The organism is Acinetobacter sp. AHP123 (assembly GCF_023757925.1).
Taxonomy (GTDB): domain Bacteria; phylum Pseudomonadota; class Gammaproteobacteria; order Pseudomonadales; family Moraxellaceae; genus Acinetobacter; species Acinetobacter oleivorans.
In genome coordinates this window covers 1,418,184-1,433,402 of sequence record NZ_CP092454.1, presented here as the reverse complement: position 1 = coordinate 1,433,402, position 15,219 = coordinate 1,418,184, and the positions used below count along the sequence as shown (strand labels likewise).

Genomic DNA, 15,219 nt, shown 5'->3' with positions numbered 1-15,219 from the left:
TCCCGTATGTTTTGACAATTCTGAGGATGTCCAATGTCTTTAAGTCGTATTCGCCTAGCTTCTCTTCATGACAAGGTCATCAGTGCTGAACAAGCTGCGCAATTCATCGAAGATGGAATGACTGTAGGTATGAGTGGTTTTACTCGTGCTGGTGAAGCTAAAGCTGTTCCACAAGCACTTGTAGAACTTGCAAAGAAAAATCCGTTAAAAATCACGTTAATTACGGGTGCCAGCTTAGGTAATGACTTAGACAAACAACTCACGGAAGCAGGTGTTTTATCTCGTCGTATGCCATTCCAAGTGGACAACACTTTACGTCGTGCCATTAACAATGGCGAAGTTATGTTTATTGATCAACATTTGTCTGAAACTGTTGAACAAATGCGTAACCAACAGCTTAAACGTCCTGATGTTGCGGTAATTGAAGCAATTGCAATTACTGAAGATGGCGGCATTATTCCAACAACTTCTGTAGGTAACTCTGCAAGTTTCGCTATTTTTGCCGAGAAAGTTATTGTTGAAATCAACACATCTTTAAGCGAAAGCTTTGAAGGTTTGCACGATATCTACATCCCAACTTACCGCCCAACACGTACTCCAATTCCATTAACAAAAGTGGATGAGCGTATTGGTACATCAGCAATCCAAATCGATCCTGCAAAGATTGTCGGTATTGTATTTAACGACACTCACGATTCACCATCAACGGTAACTCCGCCAGATGATGAAACTCAAGGCATTGCAAATCACCTCATTGCTTTCTTTAATAAAGAAGTTGCTGAAGGTCGCTTACCAAAGAGCCTTGGTCCATTACAAGCGGGTATCGGTTCTATTGCAAATGCGGTATTAACTGGCTTAAAAGATTCTGACTTTGAAGACCTCATCATGTACTCAGAAGTATTACAAGACTGTACTTTTGAATTAATTGATGCAGGCAAAATGAAATTTGCTTCTGGTAGCTCAATTACACTTTCTGCAAAATGTGGCGAGAAAGTTTTTGGCAATATCGAAGCTTACAAAGACAAATTAGTACTTCGTCCACAAGAAATTTCTAACCACCCTGAACTGGTTCGCCGTTTAGGTATTATCGGCATTAACACTGCGCTTGAGTTTGATATTTACGGCAACGTGAACTCAACTCACGTATGTGGCACTAAAATGATGAACGGTATTGGCGGTTCTGGTGACTTCGCTCGTAATGCTCACTTAGCAATCTTTGTGACCAAATCAATTGCTAAAGGCGGTGATATCTCATCTATCGTGCCAATGGTGAGCCATGTTGACCACAGTGAACATGATGTTGATATTTTAGTGACAGAACAAGGTTTAGCAGACTTACGCGGTTTGGCGCCTCGTGAACGCGCTCGCGCTGTTATCGACAATTGTGTACACCCACTTTATCGTGATGCATTAAATGATTACTTTGATCGTGCATGTGCTAAAGGTGGACACACTCCTCATTTACTTCGTGAAGCGTTGTCTTGGCATGCAAACTTCGAAGAAACTGGTCAAATGCTTCAAGCAGCACCAGTTGCAAAATCAGCTTAAATAACTGGTTGAATTAAAGCACTCCTAAGGGAGTGCTTTTTTATTTGTGTAAATTATTAATAAACACTGCTCAAGCCCGAGTTTTTATTTTATCTTTTGAGCACATCAAAACAAAAAGTAGAAATCCATATGTTTATCATTCGTCAATTTACAAATGCGGATCTGGAAGATGTCGTCATTTTATGGGAAAGCTGCGGCCTGACTCGACCTTGGAATAATCCTGAAACGGATATTTTTAGAAAAGTCTCACAACAAGATGATTTGTTTCTAGTTGCGATTAAAGATGAGCAACTGATTGGTACGCTTATGGGTGGCTATGACGGCCATAGAGGCTGGATTAATTATTTGGCTGTTCACCCCCACCAACAACGCTTAGGGATAGCTACAGCCCTTGTTCAGCAGCTTGAAAAGCGGCTGATTGCGCGAGGCTGCCCAAAACTTCAATTATTGGTGCGTAAAGATAATTTGAATGTACTGAATTTTTATGAACAACTCGGCTATGACGAAGTAGAAGCGGTATGTTTAGGAAAACGTCTAATTAACGATAGTTCACATGATTAGAGCCTTATTTATTATCATTTTGGTATAACACAGAAAATAAACTGAGTTTGGGGATAAGTAAGTGTCCTTGTGGATAAATCTCATTTTACCCACAGTTAAACAAATAATGCTTTAGATAAAATCACAAGCATGAAAAAAGCCTCATACGTTATGTATGAGGCTTTTTCGAATATGGTGGCGAGACCCAGGATCGAACTGGGGACACACGGATTTTCAATCCGTTGCTCTACCTACTGAGCTATCACGCCGTTGGCCTGTATTAAGCCGTATCTCAGAACAATAGTCAACAATTATCCTGAGTTTTTGATTTAACTGAGTATTTTTTATACTTAAAAAAAATCCCTGATGGGATCAGGGATTGAAAACACAAATAATGGTGGCGAGACCCAGGATCGAACTGGGGACACACGGATTTTCAATCCGTTGCTCTACCTACTGAGCTATCACGCCGAAGTGGGCGTATTAAACAATGTTTATATGACCACGTCAAGCAACTTCCGTATTTTTTGTAACAAGTGATTATTTTTAAATCACCATCACATACGGACTAGGCTGTTAATGATGTAATTTACCAATATGAGCTAAACAACGATGAATTGCGCCGCAGCCCGGCTCAAAAATTTTAACGCCTTTTGACTCTTCTATACGACAAGCTTCTTCAACCAAGCGCTCAGCTACCCCACGACCACGGTTAGCAGGGTGAACAACAATATATTCAAGGACCTTGCTTTCACCTTGTCCTGAAGACCAGATTGCACCTATAATTTTGGTGTTAAATTCAGCAGTGTATAGCGTGGTATACTGTTGTAAATCTTGTTCAAGTTGTTCAATCGCATCGTGCCCGTCACCAAACTCCGGACTTGTATCATACAAACGCTCAAGCTGATCGCGGATCTCTGAATTATCTAGAGAACTATAAGCATGTACGGTAATAGGCATTGATTAACCCTCCTGAGCAAACTATGATGCTGTCACGAATTCGTCACAGCGAAATTGTCGTTAACATCCAATCATTTTTGACGTTTTTTGAGGAACGTGTCCATGACGCAACGTATCAGTGAAGTGGTTAGAAATACCAATGAAACCAAAATTCGAGTTCGATTAAATCTCGACGGTACTGGTCAAGGCACACTAAACACTGGAGTTCCATTTTTAGACCATATGATTGATCAAATCAAGCGACATGGCTTATTTGATATCGATATTCATTGTGACGGAGACCTCGAGATTGATGATCACCACACCGTAGAAGACTGTGGAATCACGCTTGGACAAGCTTTTGCACAAGCTTTAGGCGATAAAAAAGGTTTAAAACGCTATGGTCATTTTTATGCACCATTAGACGAAGCTTTATCTCGCGTTGTTGTAGATTTATCTGGTCGTCCGGGTTTATTCATGGATATTCCATTTACCCGTGCACGCATCGGTACCTTTGATGTCGATTTATTCTCTGAGTTTTTCCAAGGTTTCGTAAACCATGCGCTTATGACCTTACACATCGATAATTTGAAAGGTAAAAATAGTCACCATCAAATTGAAAGTGTGTTCAAAGCGCTAGCTCGTGCTTTACGTATGGCATGTGAAGTTGATCCACGTGCAGAAAACACGATTGCATCGACAAAAGGTAGCCTCTAATGACACGTATCGCGTTACTTGATTATGGCATGGGCAATCTACACTCAGCAGCTAAAGCACTTGAGCATGTGGGCGCTACAGTCGATGTGACCAATGATCCAAAATTAATTGCACAAGCCGACAAAATTGTTTTTCCGGGCGTTGGTGCAATGCGTGACTGTATGCAAGGCATGCGTGAAGCAGGTATTGATGAAGTCGTACGTAAAGCTGCTTTTAATAAGCCAGTTCTTGCGATTTGCGTAGGCATGCAGGCATTACTACAAAGTTCTGAAGAAAATGGCGGTGTAGACGCACTCGGTATTTTTGATGGTGTAGTAAAGCACTTCCCTCAAATGGAAGGTTTAAAAGTACCACACATGGGCTGGAACCAAGTTCACCAAATGGACCCAAGCCATCCAATGTGGAACAACATCGAACAAGATGCTCGCTTCTACTTTGTACATAGCTACTATGTCGAACCAAAAGATGAAAGCGTTGTGGCTGCGACTTGCGAGTATGGTGTGAACTTCTGCACAGCGATTCACAAAGATAATTTATTCGCGACTCAATTCCACCCAGAGAAAAGTCATACTGCTGGTTTGCAGTTACTTAAAAACTTTGTGGAATGGAATATTTAATCTGATTTAAAACTGAAAAAGATCAGGTCCAGATGGCCTGATCTTTTTTTTATTTACAATAATAACTAATCATTTATAGAATGATGTTTTATTCAACAAAATATTGAATATTTATACTTTTAAATAAAACCAAATGATCAGGAAAACAAAATGAATTCACCTTTTGAAAATCAGCCACTTCAACAAGATTCCCCCTTTAAAGCTAATGGTCGTTTTGGACGACTCTCTTATGCTGCTTGGACATTCTTATTTTCACTCGTCATCGGCATCATTGTTGTTGCCATCGCATTCACTTTTGGATTTACATCTAGTCAGGAACTAACAGGCCTTTCTACAGCAGGCATGATTGTTATCGCCATTCTTTATATTGTCTGTCTCTATGTAAGCTTTGTATTTACAATTCGTCGCTTACATGACCGAAATAATACAGGATGGCTATCATTGCTAATGCTTATCCCTGTCGTAAACCTCATTTTCATGATTTATCTCTTTGCAGCAAAAGGTACAGAAGGCAATAATGATTACGGCCCGCAGCGCCCTACCCCTGGTTGGGAACGCGTTTTAGGCTGGATTTATATTATTCTGATTCCGCTTGCTTTTGTTTTTGCTATTGTGGCCACAATCATGGCTCCGACCTATGAAGGTTATGTTGAAAAAAGCGAAAGCGTTGTCATTGGTACACCGTCTCAGTCTCAATAATTTTTAAAGACTGTCATAAAGCCTAGTTCTCTAGGCTTTATTCATATATAAAGCTAATAGCTCAATTCATTTGTATGCTGTTAAATATGTCCGAAGCCTCTCCCCTCCTTGATAAAGCCTCTATTCAGCAACTTCCTCCTTTTGAAAATCTTAACTATCAAAATATTGTCGTGATTGAAAATATTGAGCAATGCAAAACTATTGAAGAAGAATTAAAAAACGCTGTAGTTTTAGGATTTGATTCTGAATCTAAACCGACTTTTCGAGTGGGTGAAGTGTCAACAGGTCCACATTTGATTCAGCTGGCCACAGCAAAAAAAGCCTATTTATTTCATGTAAATTCATCGACTTTAAAATTTTTACAGCCCATTTTGTCTAACAAAAAGCAAATTAAAGTCGGCTTTGGCCTTAAAAATGATAAACACATTTTTCATAAAAAAGGCATTGAACTAGAAAGTTGTGTCGACCTAGCCAAAGGCTTTAGTCACTTTGGTTTTACACAGCAAATGGGGGTTCAAAAAGCAATTGCTCTGCTATTTGGGCAATATCTTGCAAAGTCAAAAAAAGTTGGAACTTCAAATTGGGCACGAAAGCCACTTACATCACAACAAATAAGCTACGCTGCCGCCGATGCGTATGCTGCATTATTGGTATTTGAAGAGCTCAGAAAGCAAGAACTATTACCTGCTCACATTTCACAAACGATTCAAACCGCACTTCAAGCTTAAAGTTATAAAAGTCTTTTCTAAGGCTTAGCGATTGATCAATACTTTGCTAAGATGTGCACAATTTCATAATCATGATGAAGCAAGGAGCGGAAGCATGCTAATCATTCCAGCAATTGACCTGAAAGATGGTAAATGTGTGCGTTTAAAACAAGGGCGTATGGAAGACGATACCGTTTTCTCTGACGATCCAGTTGCAACTGCCCAGCATTGGGTAAATGAAGGCGCACGTCGTTTGCATTTGGTTGATTTGAATGGCGCTTTCGCAGGTACCCCAATTCATAAGCCTGTTGTTGAAGCAATTGCTAAAGCTCAGCCAGAATTACCAATTCAAATTGGTGGTGGTATTCGCTCACTAGAGACTATCGAACACTACTTAGAAGCTGGCGTGACTTTTGTCATTATTGGTACTAAAGCAGTTCAAGAGCCTGAATTTGTAGAAGAAGCTTGTAAGCGCTTTGCTGGCCACATCATTGTTGGTATTGATGCCATGAATGGTATGGTTGCAACTGACGGCTGGGCAAACGTTACTGACGTTAAAGCAACAGATTTAGCAAAACGTTTTGCAGATGCAGGCGTGTCTAGCATTGTTTATACAGACATTGCACGTGATGGCATGATGCAAGGTGTAAACGTTGAGCAGACTGTAAACTTGGCTGAATACTCAGGTTTACCAGTGATTGCTTCAGGTGGTGTAACTAACCTTGATGACGTTCGTAACTTAAAAGGCAAACCAGGCATTTTAGGTGCAATCACAGGTCGTGCAATTTATGAAGGTACTTTAAACCTTCGTGAAGCTCAGCTTCTGTTAGATGAAAACCGTCTTTAATTTTTAAGATGTAAAAAAAGAGCCTGTTTAGGCTCTTTTTTATTTCTTAATAATCTTTAATTTAATAACTTTTCTAAATCAATAACCTCATCTGCAAGCTCCATTGCATAAGGTGAATGCGTAATCATAATCACGGATGGAACGACCTGCTGAATATATTTAAGTATATTTTTTGCAGTACCTACATCTAAAGCTGCAGTTGGTTCATCTAAGATTATGAGTTGAGGACGAGCCAAAAGGCCTCGAAGAATACAAATTCTTTGCTTTTCTCCTCCTGAAAAATTCTTATAAATTTCAGTTAGATCATCATCGAGCGTTAATTGATGTTTTTTCAAAATATGCAATAAATTAAACTGCTCAAGCATCTGAAGTAAGTAAGAATCTTCATATATATGCTGAGAGTTATAGACCAAATTCTCTCTTAAAGAATAAGGGAAAATAACTGGCTGCTGTGCAACATAAATGACCTCATCAAAAATAGGCTGGGAAAAGTTATGGCTAATATCAATGCTTTTATACAAAAGCTGTCCTGATTGAATCTGGTATACCCCCATTAAATAATTCATCAGAGAGGTCTTACCTAGCCCTGTTTGCCCAATCACGACATATGTTTTATTGGCTAATATTGTTAAATTAAATTGATCTACTGCTCTTTTTCCTAATAAAAATTGAGCGTTTATAAATTGGAAGAGGACTTCAGAATGTTGAATAGCAGAAGACGTATATTGTTCTTTCTTAAGATTAAAATACTGTCGGTATTTTGCTAAGGCCACAAAGTTTCCATTTAAGCGCATCAAGCTTTGAGAAACAGCCAAAAATGGATTGGTGAGTTGAATAATATAAGTACTTATCAATACGAAAGCACCTGGAGTTAATTGCTTTTCAGTTGAAAGAAATACGGTAAATAACATAAAAATAAGTAAGAATAAAAAAATCATGAATAATTGAGAAATCATCAATAGTCCTATTTTCTTATTCCTATCTTTAGCTGTTGTAATGGATAAATTGAGCGTTTCATTAAATTTTGATAATTGAAACGGTACTGCATTTTTCACTTTAATTTCATAGGAGTTGGATATCTGATGTATCAAATGACTATTCACCTGATTATCTTTTTGGTACATCGCATCGAATAGTGAACTACTTGTTTTATTTATATGAAAGGAAACTAGGAAAATAATGATAGCTATTAATAAAAAGCTAATACTAAAGACTAGGCTAATGGTCGTAAATAGAACTGCAAAAATCATCGCCAATTGAAAAATAATTGGCCCCAAATGAAGAAGTAACGTTAAATTAATCTCACCAAAAGCAGAGCTTCCTCTTGCGAGATCACTGATTACTGTTCCAGCTTCAATTTGATCTTGTTCATCTTTTTTAAGATTTAAATAATTTTTTAAGCCTGCAAAAATTAATGCTCCTTTGAAATCAACCATCAAATAAGCACTAAAAATATTTTGCGTCCAATGGCATAACTCATTCACCAACCATGCAGTCGCGTAGGCAAGTACGAGTAGATATAAAAAATTAAATGGGATTTGAATATTGAAGAAAAAGTTATATTCGTGTGCAGAATAGTCGATAATAATTTTCAGCAGGTATGGCAACAATGTTGTAAAGAATGCTGAAAACATCACTAATAAAAACATGAGAAACATACTACTCTTCTGTTTCTTATAATTTTCTTTAGAAACCTGCCATATAAATTTATAGTTCTGAATATCTTGCGAACTTAATAAAAATTTCATTTCTGTATCTTTTTTCTATTAAAACGAGTTAAAAATAATTTCATTACACAAGAAATATTATAACTTGCCTTATTTATTGTTCTTCTTATTTTTTTGTTTAGAATTAAGCTTACAAATTTTTAAATAAGAGAAATTCTTTATATAAAATTTAATAACTCATGTGATTTTATAAAGACTTTAAAATCAATACACCACATTACGAATAAACTTAAGTAGTTGGTTACCACTATTGATATAGGTATAAGTCACTGAACTAGCATATATAAATGAAGAACCAGCAACGATAGTTTTTGAGCTATCCGCAAATTGTATGGTCAACTCACCTTCTAATACATAAATAAGCTCTTGCCATCCTTCCGGGTCTGCTTCGGCAACATAAGACTCCCCTACTGCTAACGACCATGTCCAAAGCTCAACTTGAGAACGCGATGGAACTGAAGCCAAAAAAGTCGCTCTGCTTTCTTCTTTTTCACCTTGCCAAGCAAGTGCATTGACCAAAGCTTGTTCTTTATGCTCAGGTGCACTCACAATCGTTCTAAAATCGACGCCCAACACCGCCGCAATTCCATCGAGTTTAGCTAAGCTAATATTGACTTGTCCTGTTTCCAAAGCTGCGATTGTCCGTCTGCTCACCCCTGCCTGATCGGCCAACTCCTGTTGGCTTAAATCTCGCTCATCTCTTAAGGAACGGATATTTGTGCTGACATGCTGTAAAACGGTACTGGACTGGCTCATAAATTAATGCAGCAAATAAAATATGAGCAATATATTGCACAAAATAGAAGAATAGCGCAATATGTGCAGTATATTGCACAATTCTTTCTATTTTGAATATGTCACCAATTTCTTTGAGTTCAAGCAAAGCCCCACAGTTAGCACTCGTTTTGATTACGATCATTTGGGGTGGAACATTCCTTACTGTGCAATATGCACTGAATTTTTCATCGCCTATGTTTTTTGTGGGTTGCCGCTTTGCTGTCGCGGCGCTTACCTTGCTGCTTATTTCTTTTAAAAGTATGAAAGGCATTACTTTAAAAGATTTAGGTGCTGGCAGCACGATTGGTCTTGTAATTGCGGCAGGTTATGGCACACAGACGATTGGTCTTCAAACCATTCCAAGTAGTGAGTCGGCTTTTTTAACAGCACTCTATGTTCCGCTTGTACCTATTTTAATGTGGCTCATCTTTAGAAAAGTTCCACACATTATGACTTGGGTGGGAGCAGTCCTTGCTTTTGCTGGCCTTATTTTATTGACAGGTAATGGTTTTGAACAAATCTCTTTAAATTTTGGACAGCTTGTAACAGTACTCGGATCACTTGCGATTGCTTTAGAAATTATTTTTATTAGTTACTTTGCTGGAAAAGTAAATTTACGTCGCGTCACCGTCATTCAACTCGGCGTAGCCTCTCTGGTTTCTTTTGCCATTATGCCTGTGGTGGGTGAACATGCAATTCCTGCATTTTCATGGCCACTTGTACTCCTTGCTGTTGCATTAGGTTTAGCCAGTGCGCTTATTCAATTTGTGATGAACTGGGCTCAACGTATGGTTGATCCTTCCCGTGCTGCAATTATCTATGCAGGAGAACCTGTTTGGGCAGGAATTATTGGTCGAATTGCGGGTGAGCGTTTACCAGTTATTGCTCTTTTGGGTGGTGCTTTAGTGGTATTAGGTGTTTTAGTGAGTGAGTTAAAACTTAAGTTGCCCATTAAAAAAACTAAAAGAATTCGAGAATAAAAAAGAGAGCTTAATGCTCTCTTTTTTATCTATTATTTTTTCTTCAATGAAATACAAGGCTGGTAGTACTCAACCGTAGGCATTGGATCATAAAAGGGATGGAGCAATGCCTTCCATTCCTGATAAGCATCAGACTTTCTAAACCCTTCTGTATGATTTTCAATCTCATCCCAGGAAATCATTAAAATATAATGATGTGGGTCAGTTGCATGCCTAATGAGCTGGACAGCATTAAAGCCTTCCATTGGATAAACAATATGTTTAGCTTGCTCGAAAGTTTCAAGAAATGCTTCACTTTGCCCAGACTTTATACTCAAATGCACATGTTCAATAATCATGATTTATTGATACATCGGACGGTTATCATTTAAAGCAATCAAGCCGCGAATTGCACGATATACAATCCAGATCCATGCAGCACCAATTACACCCACACAGAATACGGTCGATGAGATTGCAACTCCTGCAAACAGGTCAGTATTTTCACCTGTAAAGAACAAGAAAATAAACGGCAGAAAAGCAATAATATTCCAAGCCAGATACCACCAGAATGTTCGGATTTGCCAAGTAAAGTGGCTCGCAAAAATTGACCCTTGCACATCAGAACGTTTTACATAGTTAATAATTAAAGCAATAACCGCAAGTAAGCCGCCTGTAAAAATGGCAACAATATAAAGTACATATAAAATAAGTGTTAAAGTACGATTTGAATCTTGGTCGATAGAACTATTCATTTTTATACCTCTCAAGTTTAATAAAACGATTTACTTTTATGAGCCCCGCAACACATTTAAGGGAGAAATTAGCCACAAAATCAAAAGTAAATGAAGGAATATGGTACAAAAATAAATCTTACGGAATGGTTGTTTTTGTGTTTTATGTCTCAGTTTTTGTTGTGCCCACCATGCAGCAGGCCAGCCTCCTAAAAAGCTGACAATGTGCAATGTTTGCTCAGGCACACGGCGATTACCCAATTGTGCTGCTTCTTTATCTTGTGAATAAAGCCAGTAACTAAGCACATTCATCATTAAAATAAACAATAAGGTATAAGTCGGCAAGATATGAATAAAACTCATAATTCCCATTAAAACGAAATAAAACACGATCCCCATTTGCATTGCAGACCATGGACTAGCTTGAAAAGAAGATTGTGTTTTTACTGGTTTTGACATTTTACGAGTTTGAGATGCTTTTAAATAAGTGACCTGCTGAGCACGAAAGCGACCTTGCTCATCGAGAATAATCAGATATTCCAGTGCACAGCCAATAATTGGCCGAGGACCGGGGCGTGCAAAATCTTTAATATGCAAAAAGACTCGTTCTTTTTCAGCATCATCTGGCTGAATAAAGCCATAACCTTTTTCGTCGAACCATTCGACTAATCGCCCCTGATCTCGCATCTTTATTCCCTTTTATGCTTTTACATGACTTAAACGGTCTTGCATCATTGCTCGCATTTCCTGCGGGTCTTTTTGCAAAATGTCATCGCCGGTACGTCCTTCTTCTTTATTTTTTTGAGCAACTTGCAAGCGCATTGACCAAAAACGACAAGCCGCCATTGCTAAGAATACATCTAAACACTCAATTTCATCGGAAGTAAGTGCACGAACTTTTTGGTATGCCGCTAAGTAAGCTGCAACTTTGTCTGAGTTTAAATGCGCCGCTGGGTATTCAGTACAAAAATCATTGATGGTAATCGCAATATCAAATAGCAATTCATCTTGATTTAATTCATAAAAATCTAAAATACCTTGTAATTGCTCACCTTCAAACAAAGTATTGTCACGGAACAAATCGGAGTGAATAAAACCTGTTGGTCGGTTTGAATACTGCGCTGTTTTCGCATTAAAAGCTTGATAGACCTGCTCAAGTAACGTTTGGTCTTCTTGAGTCATATTTGGTTTAAGCTGTTCTGCAACGCCTGTCCAGTATTGATGATCACGTCGATATTCACGTTCAAGTGGAAAATCTTGTAAAGCCATATGCAGTTTCGCCTGTGCATCTGCAATCGCTGCAACTTGCGCTACTGTCGTTTGCATGGGATGGTGGCCCATTAAACGTGGTGCAATTTGTGCAGGCTTGTCTGCAATAACATGAACCGCTTGTCCGCTATGTTTTAACGGCACAGCAACAGGTACATCATGAGTCCCCAATTGTTCAAGAATAGGAATGAGTTCACCTGCCCCTTGTGCATCTAACTCTTCAAACACGGTAAGTACATATTGTTTGCGGTTTACATCAACCAGAAAATAATTGGTGTTTTGAATACCTCCCTGAATTGGGTTCAGCTCCAACACCTCTAATCCATAAGGTGCAGCAAAGGTGCGAACTTCATCTAAACTCAACGGGGTATAAACCGACATGGAAAACCTGCAAAAAACATCTGTGAAGTTTGATAGAATACCTCTTCCCTCCATTAAGGTGTAGCGCCTGTGTAGGAACTTTCACCAACGGCGATTATTTTTGGAAAAAGCTATGCTTGCTAAACGTATTATTCCTTGCCTAGACGTTGATAACGGACGCGTAGTTAAAGGCGTTCAATTCCTCGATATTCGTGATGCTGGCGACCCTGTTGAAGTGGCACGTCGCTATAATGAACAAGGTGCAGACGAAATTACTTTCTTAGACATTACCGCTACACATCATGGACGCGATACCACTTACCGTACTGTTGAACGTATGGCCGAGACTGTATTTGTGCCATTAACTGTCGGTGGTGGTGTACGTAAGGTTGAAGATATTCGTGCGTTATTAAATGCAGGTGCGGACAAAGTAAGTATTAACTCTGCTGCCGTATTTAACCCAGAATTTGTTCAAGAAGCGTCACAGCACTTTGGCGCACAATGTATTGTCGTTGCGATTGATGCCAAAAAAACTGGCGATAACAAATGGGAAATCTTTACTCACGGTGGCCGTAAACCAACGGGCATTGATGCGATTGAGTGGGCTGTACAAATGGCTAACTACGGTGCGGGTGAGTTACTGATTACCAGTATGGATGCCGATGGTACGAAAGCAGGTTACGACATTGCTTTAATGCGTGCCATTAATGACCGCGTTACCATTCCAACCATTGCTTCAGGCGGTGTAGGTAACTTACAACACCTTGCAGACGGTATTTTACAAGGTGGTGCAGACGCAGTATTGGCAGCAAGTATTTTCCACTTTGGCCAATATACTATTCCAGAAGCTAAACAATATTTAGCTGAACAAGGGATCGAAATGCGCTTGTAAGCGCATTGATAATAAAAGGGGCGATATGCCCCTTTATTTTTTTATGCAGCACCATCGACCGAATTAATGTCGCTAACGAGTTGAGGTTTTTCTTTTTTCTCGACCCATTTTGCAGGAAAGATTTTTTCTACAGCTTGAGACAGCGGTCTAGCAAACGCAGCAGGTAAACGCACACCCAAAGGATTTTGTTCTTTTAAATCTGCCGACGACACCACCCGTGTTCCCATTACATAATCAAACCAAGGTTTAGTCACACACCAATTGGCATCTTGATTGGAGTTCATGTGGTGATCGTAATGCCACGGAATTTTACGCTTTGCCCAGTCGGGCTCTAAATGCGCACGGCGATGAATATAATAATAATTACCAGCACTGTACCAAGCTGCGAAAGCCATACCTTTTGAAAATGGATAGAAAATTGCGCTTGAAACGGTTGCCACCACAGCAAGTGAAATTAACTCATTTTTAGTGCGCCAGTTTCCAATGCCCTCAACATAGCAATCATCATGAAATTGTTGTTTACGGACTTCACGATGATGTGCCCAATGAGACTCCATACTTCTTGGCACTGGGCTATATCGCGGTTTTCCAGCACGGTGTACACCATGCAATATATATTTATGCGCCACCCATTCAAATGCATTGGCAACCGCAACTCCTGCAATAAACCCTTTTAACATCACCTAACTCCTTTTTCTTTTTATTCAGCATATAAAATTCGTTATGCTAGGTATTGACCAGAATTTATGGTTTCATTGACAAATCACGACAAGAAAGAGGTGGTCACGGATGCCACAACTAAAAAATTATACAGGCTCAGTATATGGAGGACTGGGACATCTATTAAAAGCTTATTGTGAAGCGAATAAGTTAGCTATTCCTGAACAATTAGAACAAATTCAAAATCTAGAACGCTTTGACTACGTCGTTTGGCGTGACCTTTTAGAAATGATTTATAAACTAGACCCGAAGCCGGGTTTAGGGCTAGAAATTGCCAAATACGTGCAACCCAAACACTTAGGGATTATTGCCTACCTTGCTCTCTCTTGCGATAACTTAGGTGAAGCCTTAATTCGCTATCATGATTTTCATCGTCTGATTTATGACGGCAGCCCTTTAGTCGTTGAGTTACAAGGAAGATATGGTTCTATTCGTTGGGAAGCGACCGAGCTACACCCTACCCAGCTTACTGATGAAATCGCGATTGCACTGGTCATTCAGTTTTTACGTCTTTTTATGTCTCATGAAGATGTGCATTTACATGAAGTACATTTCTTAAATGCTGCCCCTAAAAATATCAGGGTTTATGAACAATACTTCCAATGTCCCGTTCGTTTTAGCCAGCCGCGTACCGAGTTGCTCATTCCAATTACAGAAATTCATAAACCGCTTAGCAGCGCTGACCATACCTTACAGCAACTATTGGTTCAGCAAGCACAAGCGCTGTTAGAACAATTACCAAATTCGACTCAACTTGATCAGCGTTTACAGCATTCAATTTTGACTGGACTGCAAAAAAATCAATATCAAATTGAATATATTGCCGCTCAATTAGGCCTGTCAGTTCGACAACTCCAAAGACATTTACAACAGCAAAACACCACCTTTCAGGAACGCGTTCAGCAAGTGCGCTTTATGCTGGCAACCGAGTATTTAAAAGACCCGCATTTAAGTTTACAAGAGATAGCTCTTTTGCTTTGTTACTCGGAACAAAGTGCTTTTCAAAGAGCTTTTAAGCATTGGACCAATCAAACACCACAGCAATGGAGGGATCATTTTTTAGACAAAGAATAACCAACCAAAACTTACAAATCTTTTCTTGATTAAAACAACACTGAAAACAAAAATTTCATATAGTCACATGCTTCAAATTTATGTGACGCAATT

General features: G+C 39.0%; 18 protein-coding genes and 2 tRNA genes. 10 read left to right on the top strand and 10 right to left on the bottom strand.

Annotated features, from left to right (window positions below; genetic code table 11):
* The first annotated feature begins 33 nt into the window (after positions 1-33).
* Positions 34-1,548 carry a succinyl-CoA:acetate CoA-transferase ScpC gene (scpC, locus tag MJX77_RS06830; RefSeq protein WP_005044101.1) on the top strand — a complete coding sequence of 505 codons (1,515 nt, stop codon included), beginning with the start codon at positions 34-36 and terminating at the stop codon, positions 1,546-1,548.
* 129 nt (positions 1,549-1,677) lie between these two features.
* A complete protein-coding gene (locus MJX77_RS06825; RefSeq protein WP_004789884.1) occupies positions 1,678-2,109 on the top strand; it encodes a GNAT family acetyltransferase in 432 nt (143 codons plus the stop codon).
* Between the two features lie 172 nt (positions 2,110-2,281).
* Here MJX77_RS06825 and MJX77_RS06820 read toward each other — a convergent pair.
* The 3 genes from MJX77_RS06820 to MJX77_RS06810 all read right to left on the bottom strand — a co-directional run bounded on the left by MJX77_RS06820 (position 2,282) and on the right by MJX77_RS06810 (position 3,048).
* Positions 2,282-2,357: transfer RNA gene (locus MJX77_RS06820), tRNA-Phe, on the bottom strand.
* Positions 2,358-2,483: 126 nt separating this feature from the next.
* Positions 2,484-2,559: transfer RNA gene (locus MJX77_RS06815), tRNA-Phe, on the bottom strand.
* A 105-nt stretch (positions 2,560-2,664) separates the two neighbouring features.
* Positions 2,665-3,048 (bottom strand): GNAT family N-acetyltransferase, encoded by a 384-nt coding sequence (locus MJX77_RS06810; protein ID WP_004789887.1) that lies wholly within the window; start codon positions 3,046-3,048, stop codon positions 2,665-2,667.
* A 102-nt stretch (positions 3,049-3,150) separates the two neighbouring features.
* On the opposite strand from MJX77_RS06810, the gene hisB reads away from it, so the two are divergent.
* The 5 genes from hisB to hisA all read left to right on the top strand — a co-directional run bounded on the left by hisB (position 3,151) and on the right by hisA (position 6,614).
* Entirely contained in the window at positions 3,151-3,744 is a 594-nt protein-coding gene (gene hisB, locus MJX77_RS06805; protein WP_002116767.1) for an imidazoleglycerol-phosphate dehydratase HisB, read from the top strand.
* Positions 3,744-4,361: an imidazole glycerol phosphate synthase subunit HisH gene (hisH, locus tag MJX77_RS06800; protein WP_002116911.1), complete on the top strand. Its 618-nt coding sequence runs from the start codon at positions 3,744-3,746 to the stop codon at positions 4,359-4,361. The genes hisB and hisH overlap by 1 nt, the downstream gene beginning before the upstream one ends.
* 150 nt (positions 4,362-4,511) lie before the next feature.
* Complete coding sequence (locus MJX77_RS06795; RefSeq protein WP_049837468.1) at positions 4,512-5,060, top strand: DUF805 domain-containing protein; 549 nt, start codon at positions 4,512-4,514, stop codon at positions 5,058-5,060.
* A gap of 86 nt (positions 5,061-5,146) precedes the next feature.
* Positions 5,147-5,788, top strand: a complete 642-nt coding sequence (locus MJX77_RS06790; RefSeq protein WP_252060991.1) for a 3'-5' exonuclease — start codon at positions 5,147-5,149, stop codon at positions 5,786-5,788.
* Between the two features lie 94 nt (positions 5,789-5,882).
* Positions 5,883-6,614, top strand: coding sequence for a 1-(5-phosphoribosyl)-5-[(5-phosphoribosylamino)methylideneamino]imidazole-4-carboxamide isomerase (gene hisA / locus MJX77_RS06785; RefSeq protein WP_032049901.1), 732 nt, complete (start codon positions 5,883-5,885; stop codon positions 6,612-6,614).
* A 56-nt stretch (positions 6,615-6,670) separates the two neighbouring features.
* Here hisA and MJX77_RS06780 read toward each other — a convergent pair whose 3' ends face one another.
* The gene (locus tag MJX77_RS06780) at positions 6,671-8,362 is read right to left on the bottom strand and encodes an ATP-binding cassette domain-containing protein (RefSeq protein WP_252060990.1); all 1,692 of its coding nucleotides are present in this window, start codon (positions 8,360-8,362) and stop codon (positions 6,671-6,673) included.
* A 183-nt stretch (positions 8,363-8,545) separates the two neighbouring features.
* Positions 8,546-9,097, bottom strand: a complete 552-nt coding sequence (locus MJX77_RS06775; RefSeq protein ID WP_252060989.1) for a helix-turn-helix domain-containing protein — start codon at positions 9,095-9,097, stop codon at positions 8,546-8,548.
* A 98-nt stretch (positions 9,098-9,195) separates the two neighbouring features.
* Between MJX77_RS06775 and MJX77_RS06770 the strand changes: the two genes are divergently transcribed.
* A complete protein-coding gene (locus MJX77_RS06770) occupies positions 9,196-10,098 on the top strand; it encodes a DMT family transporter (RefSeq protein ID WP_191900358.1) in 903 nt (300 codons plus the stop codon).
* Between the two features lie 32 nt (positions 10,099-10,130).
* On the opposite strand, the gene MJX77_RS06765 is transcribed toward MJX77_RS06770, so the two are convergent.
* The 4 genes from MJX77_RS06765 to MJX77_RS06750 are packed head-to-tail and all read right to left on the bottom strand — an operon-like array spanning position 10,131 to position 12,461.
* Positions 10,131-10,436, bottom strand: coding sequence for an antibiotic biosynthesis monooxygenase family protein (locus MJX77_RS06765; RefSeq protein ID WP_252060987.1), 306 nt, complete (start codon positions 10,434-10,436; stop codon positions 10,131-10,133).
* Positions 10,437-10,439: 3 nt separating this feature from the next.
* Positions 10,440-10,832 carry a DUF4870 family protein gene (locus tag MJX77_RS06760; RefSeq protein ID WP_016139947.1) on the bottom strand — a complete coding sequence of 131 codons (393 nt, stop codon included), beginning with the start codon at positions 10,830-10,832 and terminating at the stop codon, positions 10,440-10,442.
* Between the two features lie 36 nt (positions 10,833-10,868).
* The gene (locus MJX77_RS06755) at positions 10,869-11,498 is read right to left on the bottom strand and encodes a DUF1294 domain-containing protein (RefSeq protein ID WP_252060986.1); all 630 of its coding nucleotides are present in this window, start codon (positions 11,496-11,498) and stop codon (positions 10,869-10,871) included.
* Between the two features lie 12 nt (positions 11,499-11,510).
* On the bottom strand, positions 11,511-12,461 hold the full coding sequence (locus tag MJX77_RS06750; RefSeq protein WP_252060985.1) for a homoserine kinase: 951 nt from the start codon (positions 12,459-12,461) through the stop codon (positions 11,511-11,513).
* A gap of 112 nt (positions 12,462-12,573) precedes the next feature.
* Between MJX77_RS06750 and hisF the strand changes: the two genes are divergently transcribed.
* Complete coding sequence (gene hisF, locus MJX77_RS06745) at positions 12,574-13,332, top strand: imidazole glycerol phosphate synthase subunit HisF (RefSeq protein ID WP_198071962.1); 759 nt, start codon at positions 12,574-12,576, stop codon at positions 13,330-13,332.
* A 41-nt stretch (positions 13,333-13,373) separates the two neighbouring features.
* Here hisF and MJX77_RS06740 read toward each other — a convergent pair whose 3' ends face one another.
* Positions 13,374-14,012, bottom strand: a complete 639-nt coding sequence (locus tag MJX77_RS06740) for a hypothetical protein (RefSeq protein ID WP_252060984.1) — start codon at positions 14,010-14,012, stop codon at positions 13,374-13,376.
* A 109-nt stretch (positions 14,013-14,121) separates the two neighbouring features.
* On the opposite strand from MJX77_RS06740, the gene MJX77_RS06735 reads away from it, so the two are divergent.
* Positions 14,122-15,126: an AraC family transcriptional regulator gene (locus MJX77_RS06735; protein ID WP_252060983.1), complete on the top strand. Its 1,005-nt coding sequence runs from the start codon at positions 14,122-14,124 to the stop codon at positions 15,124-15,126.
* The last annotated feature ends 93 nt before the right edge of the window (positions 15,127-15,219 follow it).

What these genes read in the sequence shown, in the direction of transcription:
- scpC (WP_005044101.1), top strand. Translation starts at nt 34, where the DNA reads ATGTCTTTAAGTCGTATTCGCCTAGCTTCTCTTCATGACAAGGTCATC.
- MJX77_RS06825 (WP_004789884.1), top strand. Translation starts at nt 1,678, where the DNA reads ATGTTTATCATTCGTCAATTTACAAATGCGGATCTGGAAGATGTCGTC.
- MJX77_RS06810 (WP_004789887.1), bottom strand. Translation starts at nt 3,048, where the DNA reads ATGCCTATTACCGTACATGCTTATAGTTCTCTAGATAATTCAGAGATC.
- hisB (WP_002116767.1), top strand. Translation starts at nt 3,151, where the DNA reads ATGACGCAACGTATCAGTGAAGTGGTTAGAAATACCAATGAAACCAAA.
- hisH (WP_002116911.1), top strand. Translation starts at nt 3,744, where the DNA reads ATGACACGTATCGCGTTACTTGATTATGGCATGGGCAATCTACACTCA.
- MJX77_RS06795 (WP_049837468.1), top strand. Translation starts at nt 4,512, where the DNA reads ATGAATTCACCTTTTGAAAATCAGCCACTTCAACAAGATTCCCCCTTT.
- MJX77_RS06790 (WP_252060991.1), top strand. Translation starts at nt 5,147, where the DNA reads ATGTCCGAAGCCTCTCCCCTCCTTGATAAAGCCTCTATTCAGCAACTT.
- hisA (WP_032049901.1), top strand. Translation starts at nt 5,883, where the DNA reads ATGCTAATCATTCCAGCAATTGACCTGAAAGATGGTAAATGTGTGCGT.
- MJX77_RS06780 (WP_252060990.1), bottom strand. Translation starts at nt 8,362, where the DNA reads ATGAAATTTTTATTAAGTTCGCAAGATATTCAGAACTATAAATTTATA.
- MJX77_RS06775 (WP_252060989.1), bottom strand. Translation starts at nt 9,097, where the DNA reads ATGAGCCAGTCCAGTACCGTTTTACAGCATGTCAGCACAAATATCCGT.
- MJX77_RS06770 (WP_191900358.1), top strand. Translation starts at nt 9,196, where the DNA reads ATGTCACCAATTTCTTTGAGTTCAAGCAAAGCCCCACAGTTAGCACTC.
- MJX77_RS06765 (WP_252060987.1), bottom strand. Translation starts at nt 10,436, where the DNA reads ATGATTATTGAACATGTGCATTTGAGTATAAAGTCTGGGCAAAGTGAA.
- MJX77_RS06760 (WP_016139947.1), bottom strand. Translation starts at nt 10,832, where the DNA reads ATGAATAGTTCTATCGACCAAGATTCAAATCGTACTTTAACACTTATT.
- MJX77_RS06755 (WP_252060986.1), bottom strand. Translation starts at nt 11,498, where the DNA reads ATGCGAGATCAGGGGCGATTAGTCGAATGGTTCGACGAAAAAGGTTAT.
- MJX77_RS06750 (WP_252060985.1), bottom strand. Translation starts at nt 12,461, where the DNA reads ATGTCGGTTTATACCCCGTTGAGTTTAGATGAAGTTCGCACCTTTGCT.
- hisF (WP_198071962.1), top strand. Translation starts at nt 12,574, where the DNA reads ATGCTTGCTAAACGTATTATTCCTTGCCTAGACGTTGATAACGGACGC.
- MJX77_RS06740 (WP_252060984.1), bottom strand. Translation starts at nt 14,012, where the DNA reads ATGTTAAAAGGGTTTATTGCAGGAGTTGCGGTTGCCAATGCATTTGAA.
- MJX77_RS06735 (WP_252060983.1), top strand. Translation starts at nt 14,122, where the DNA reads ATGCCACAACTAAAAAATTATACAGGCTCAGTATATGGAGGACTGGGA.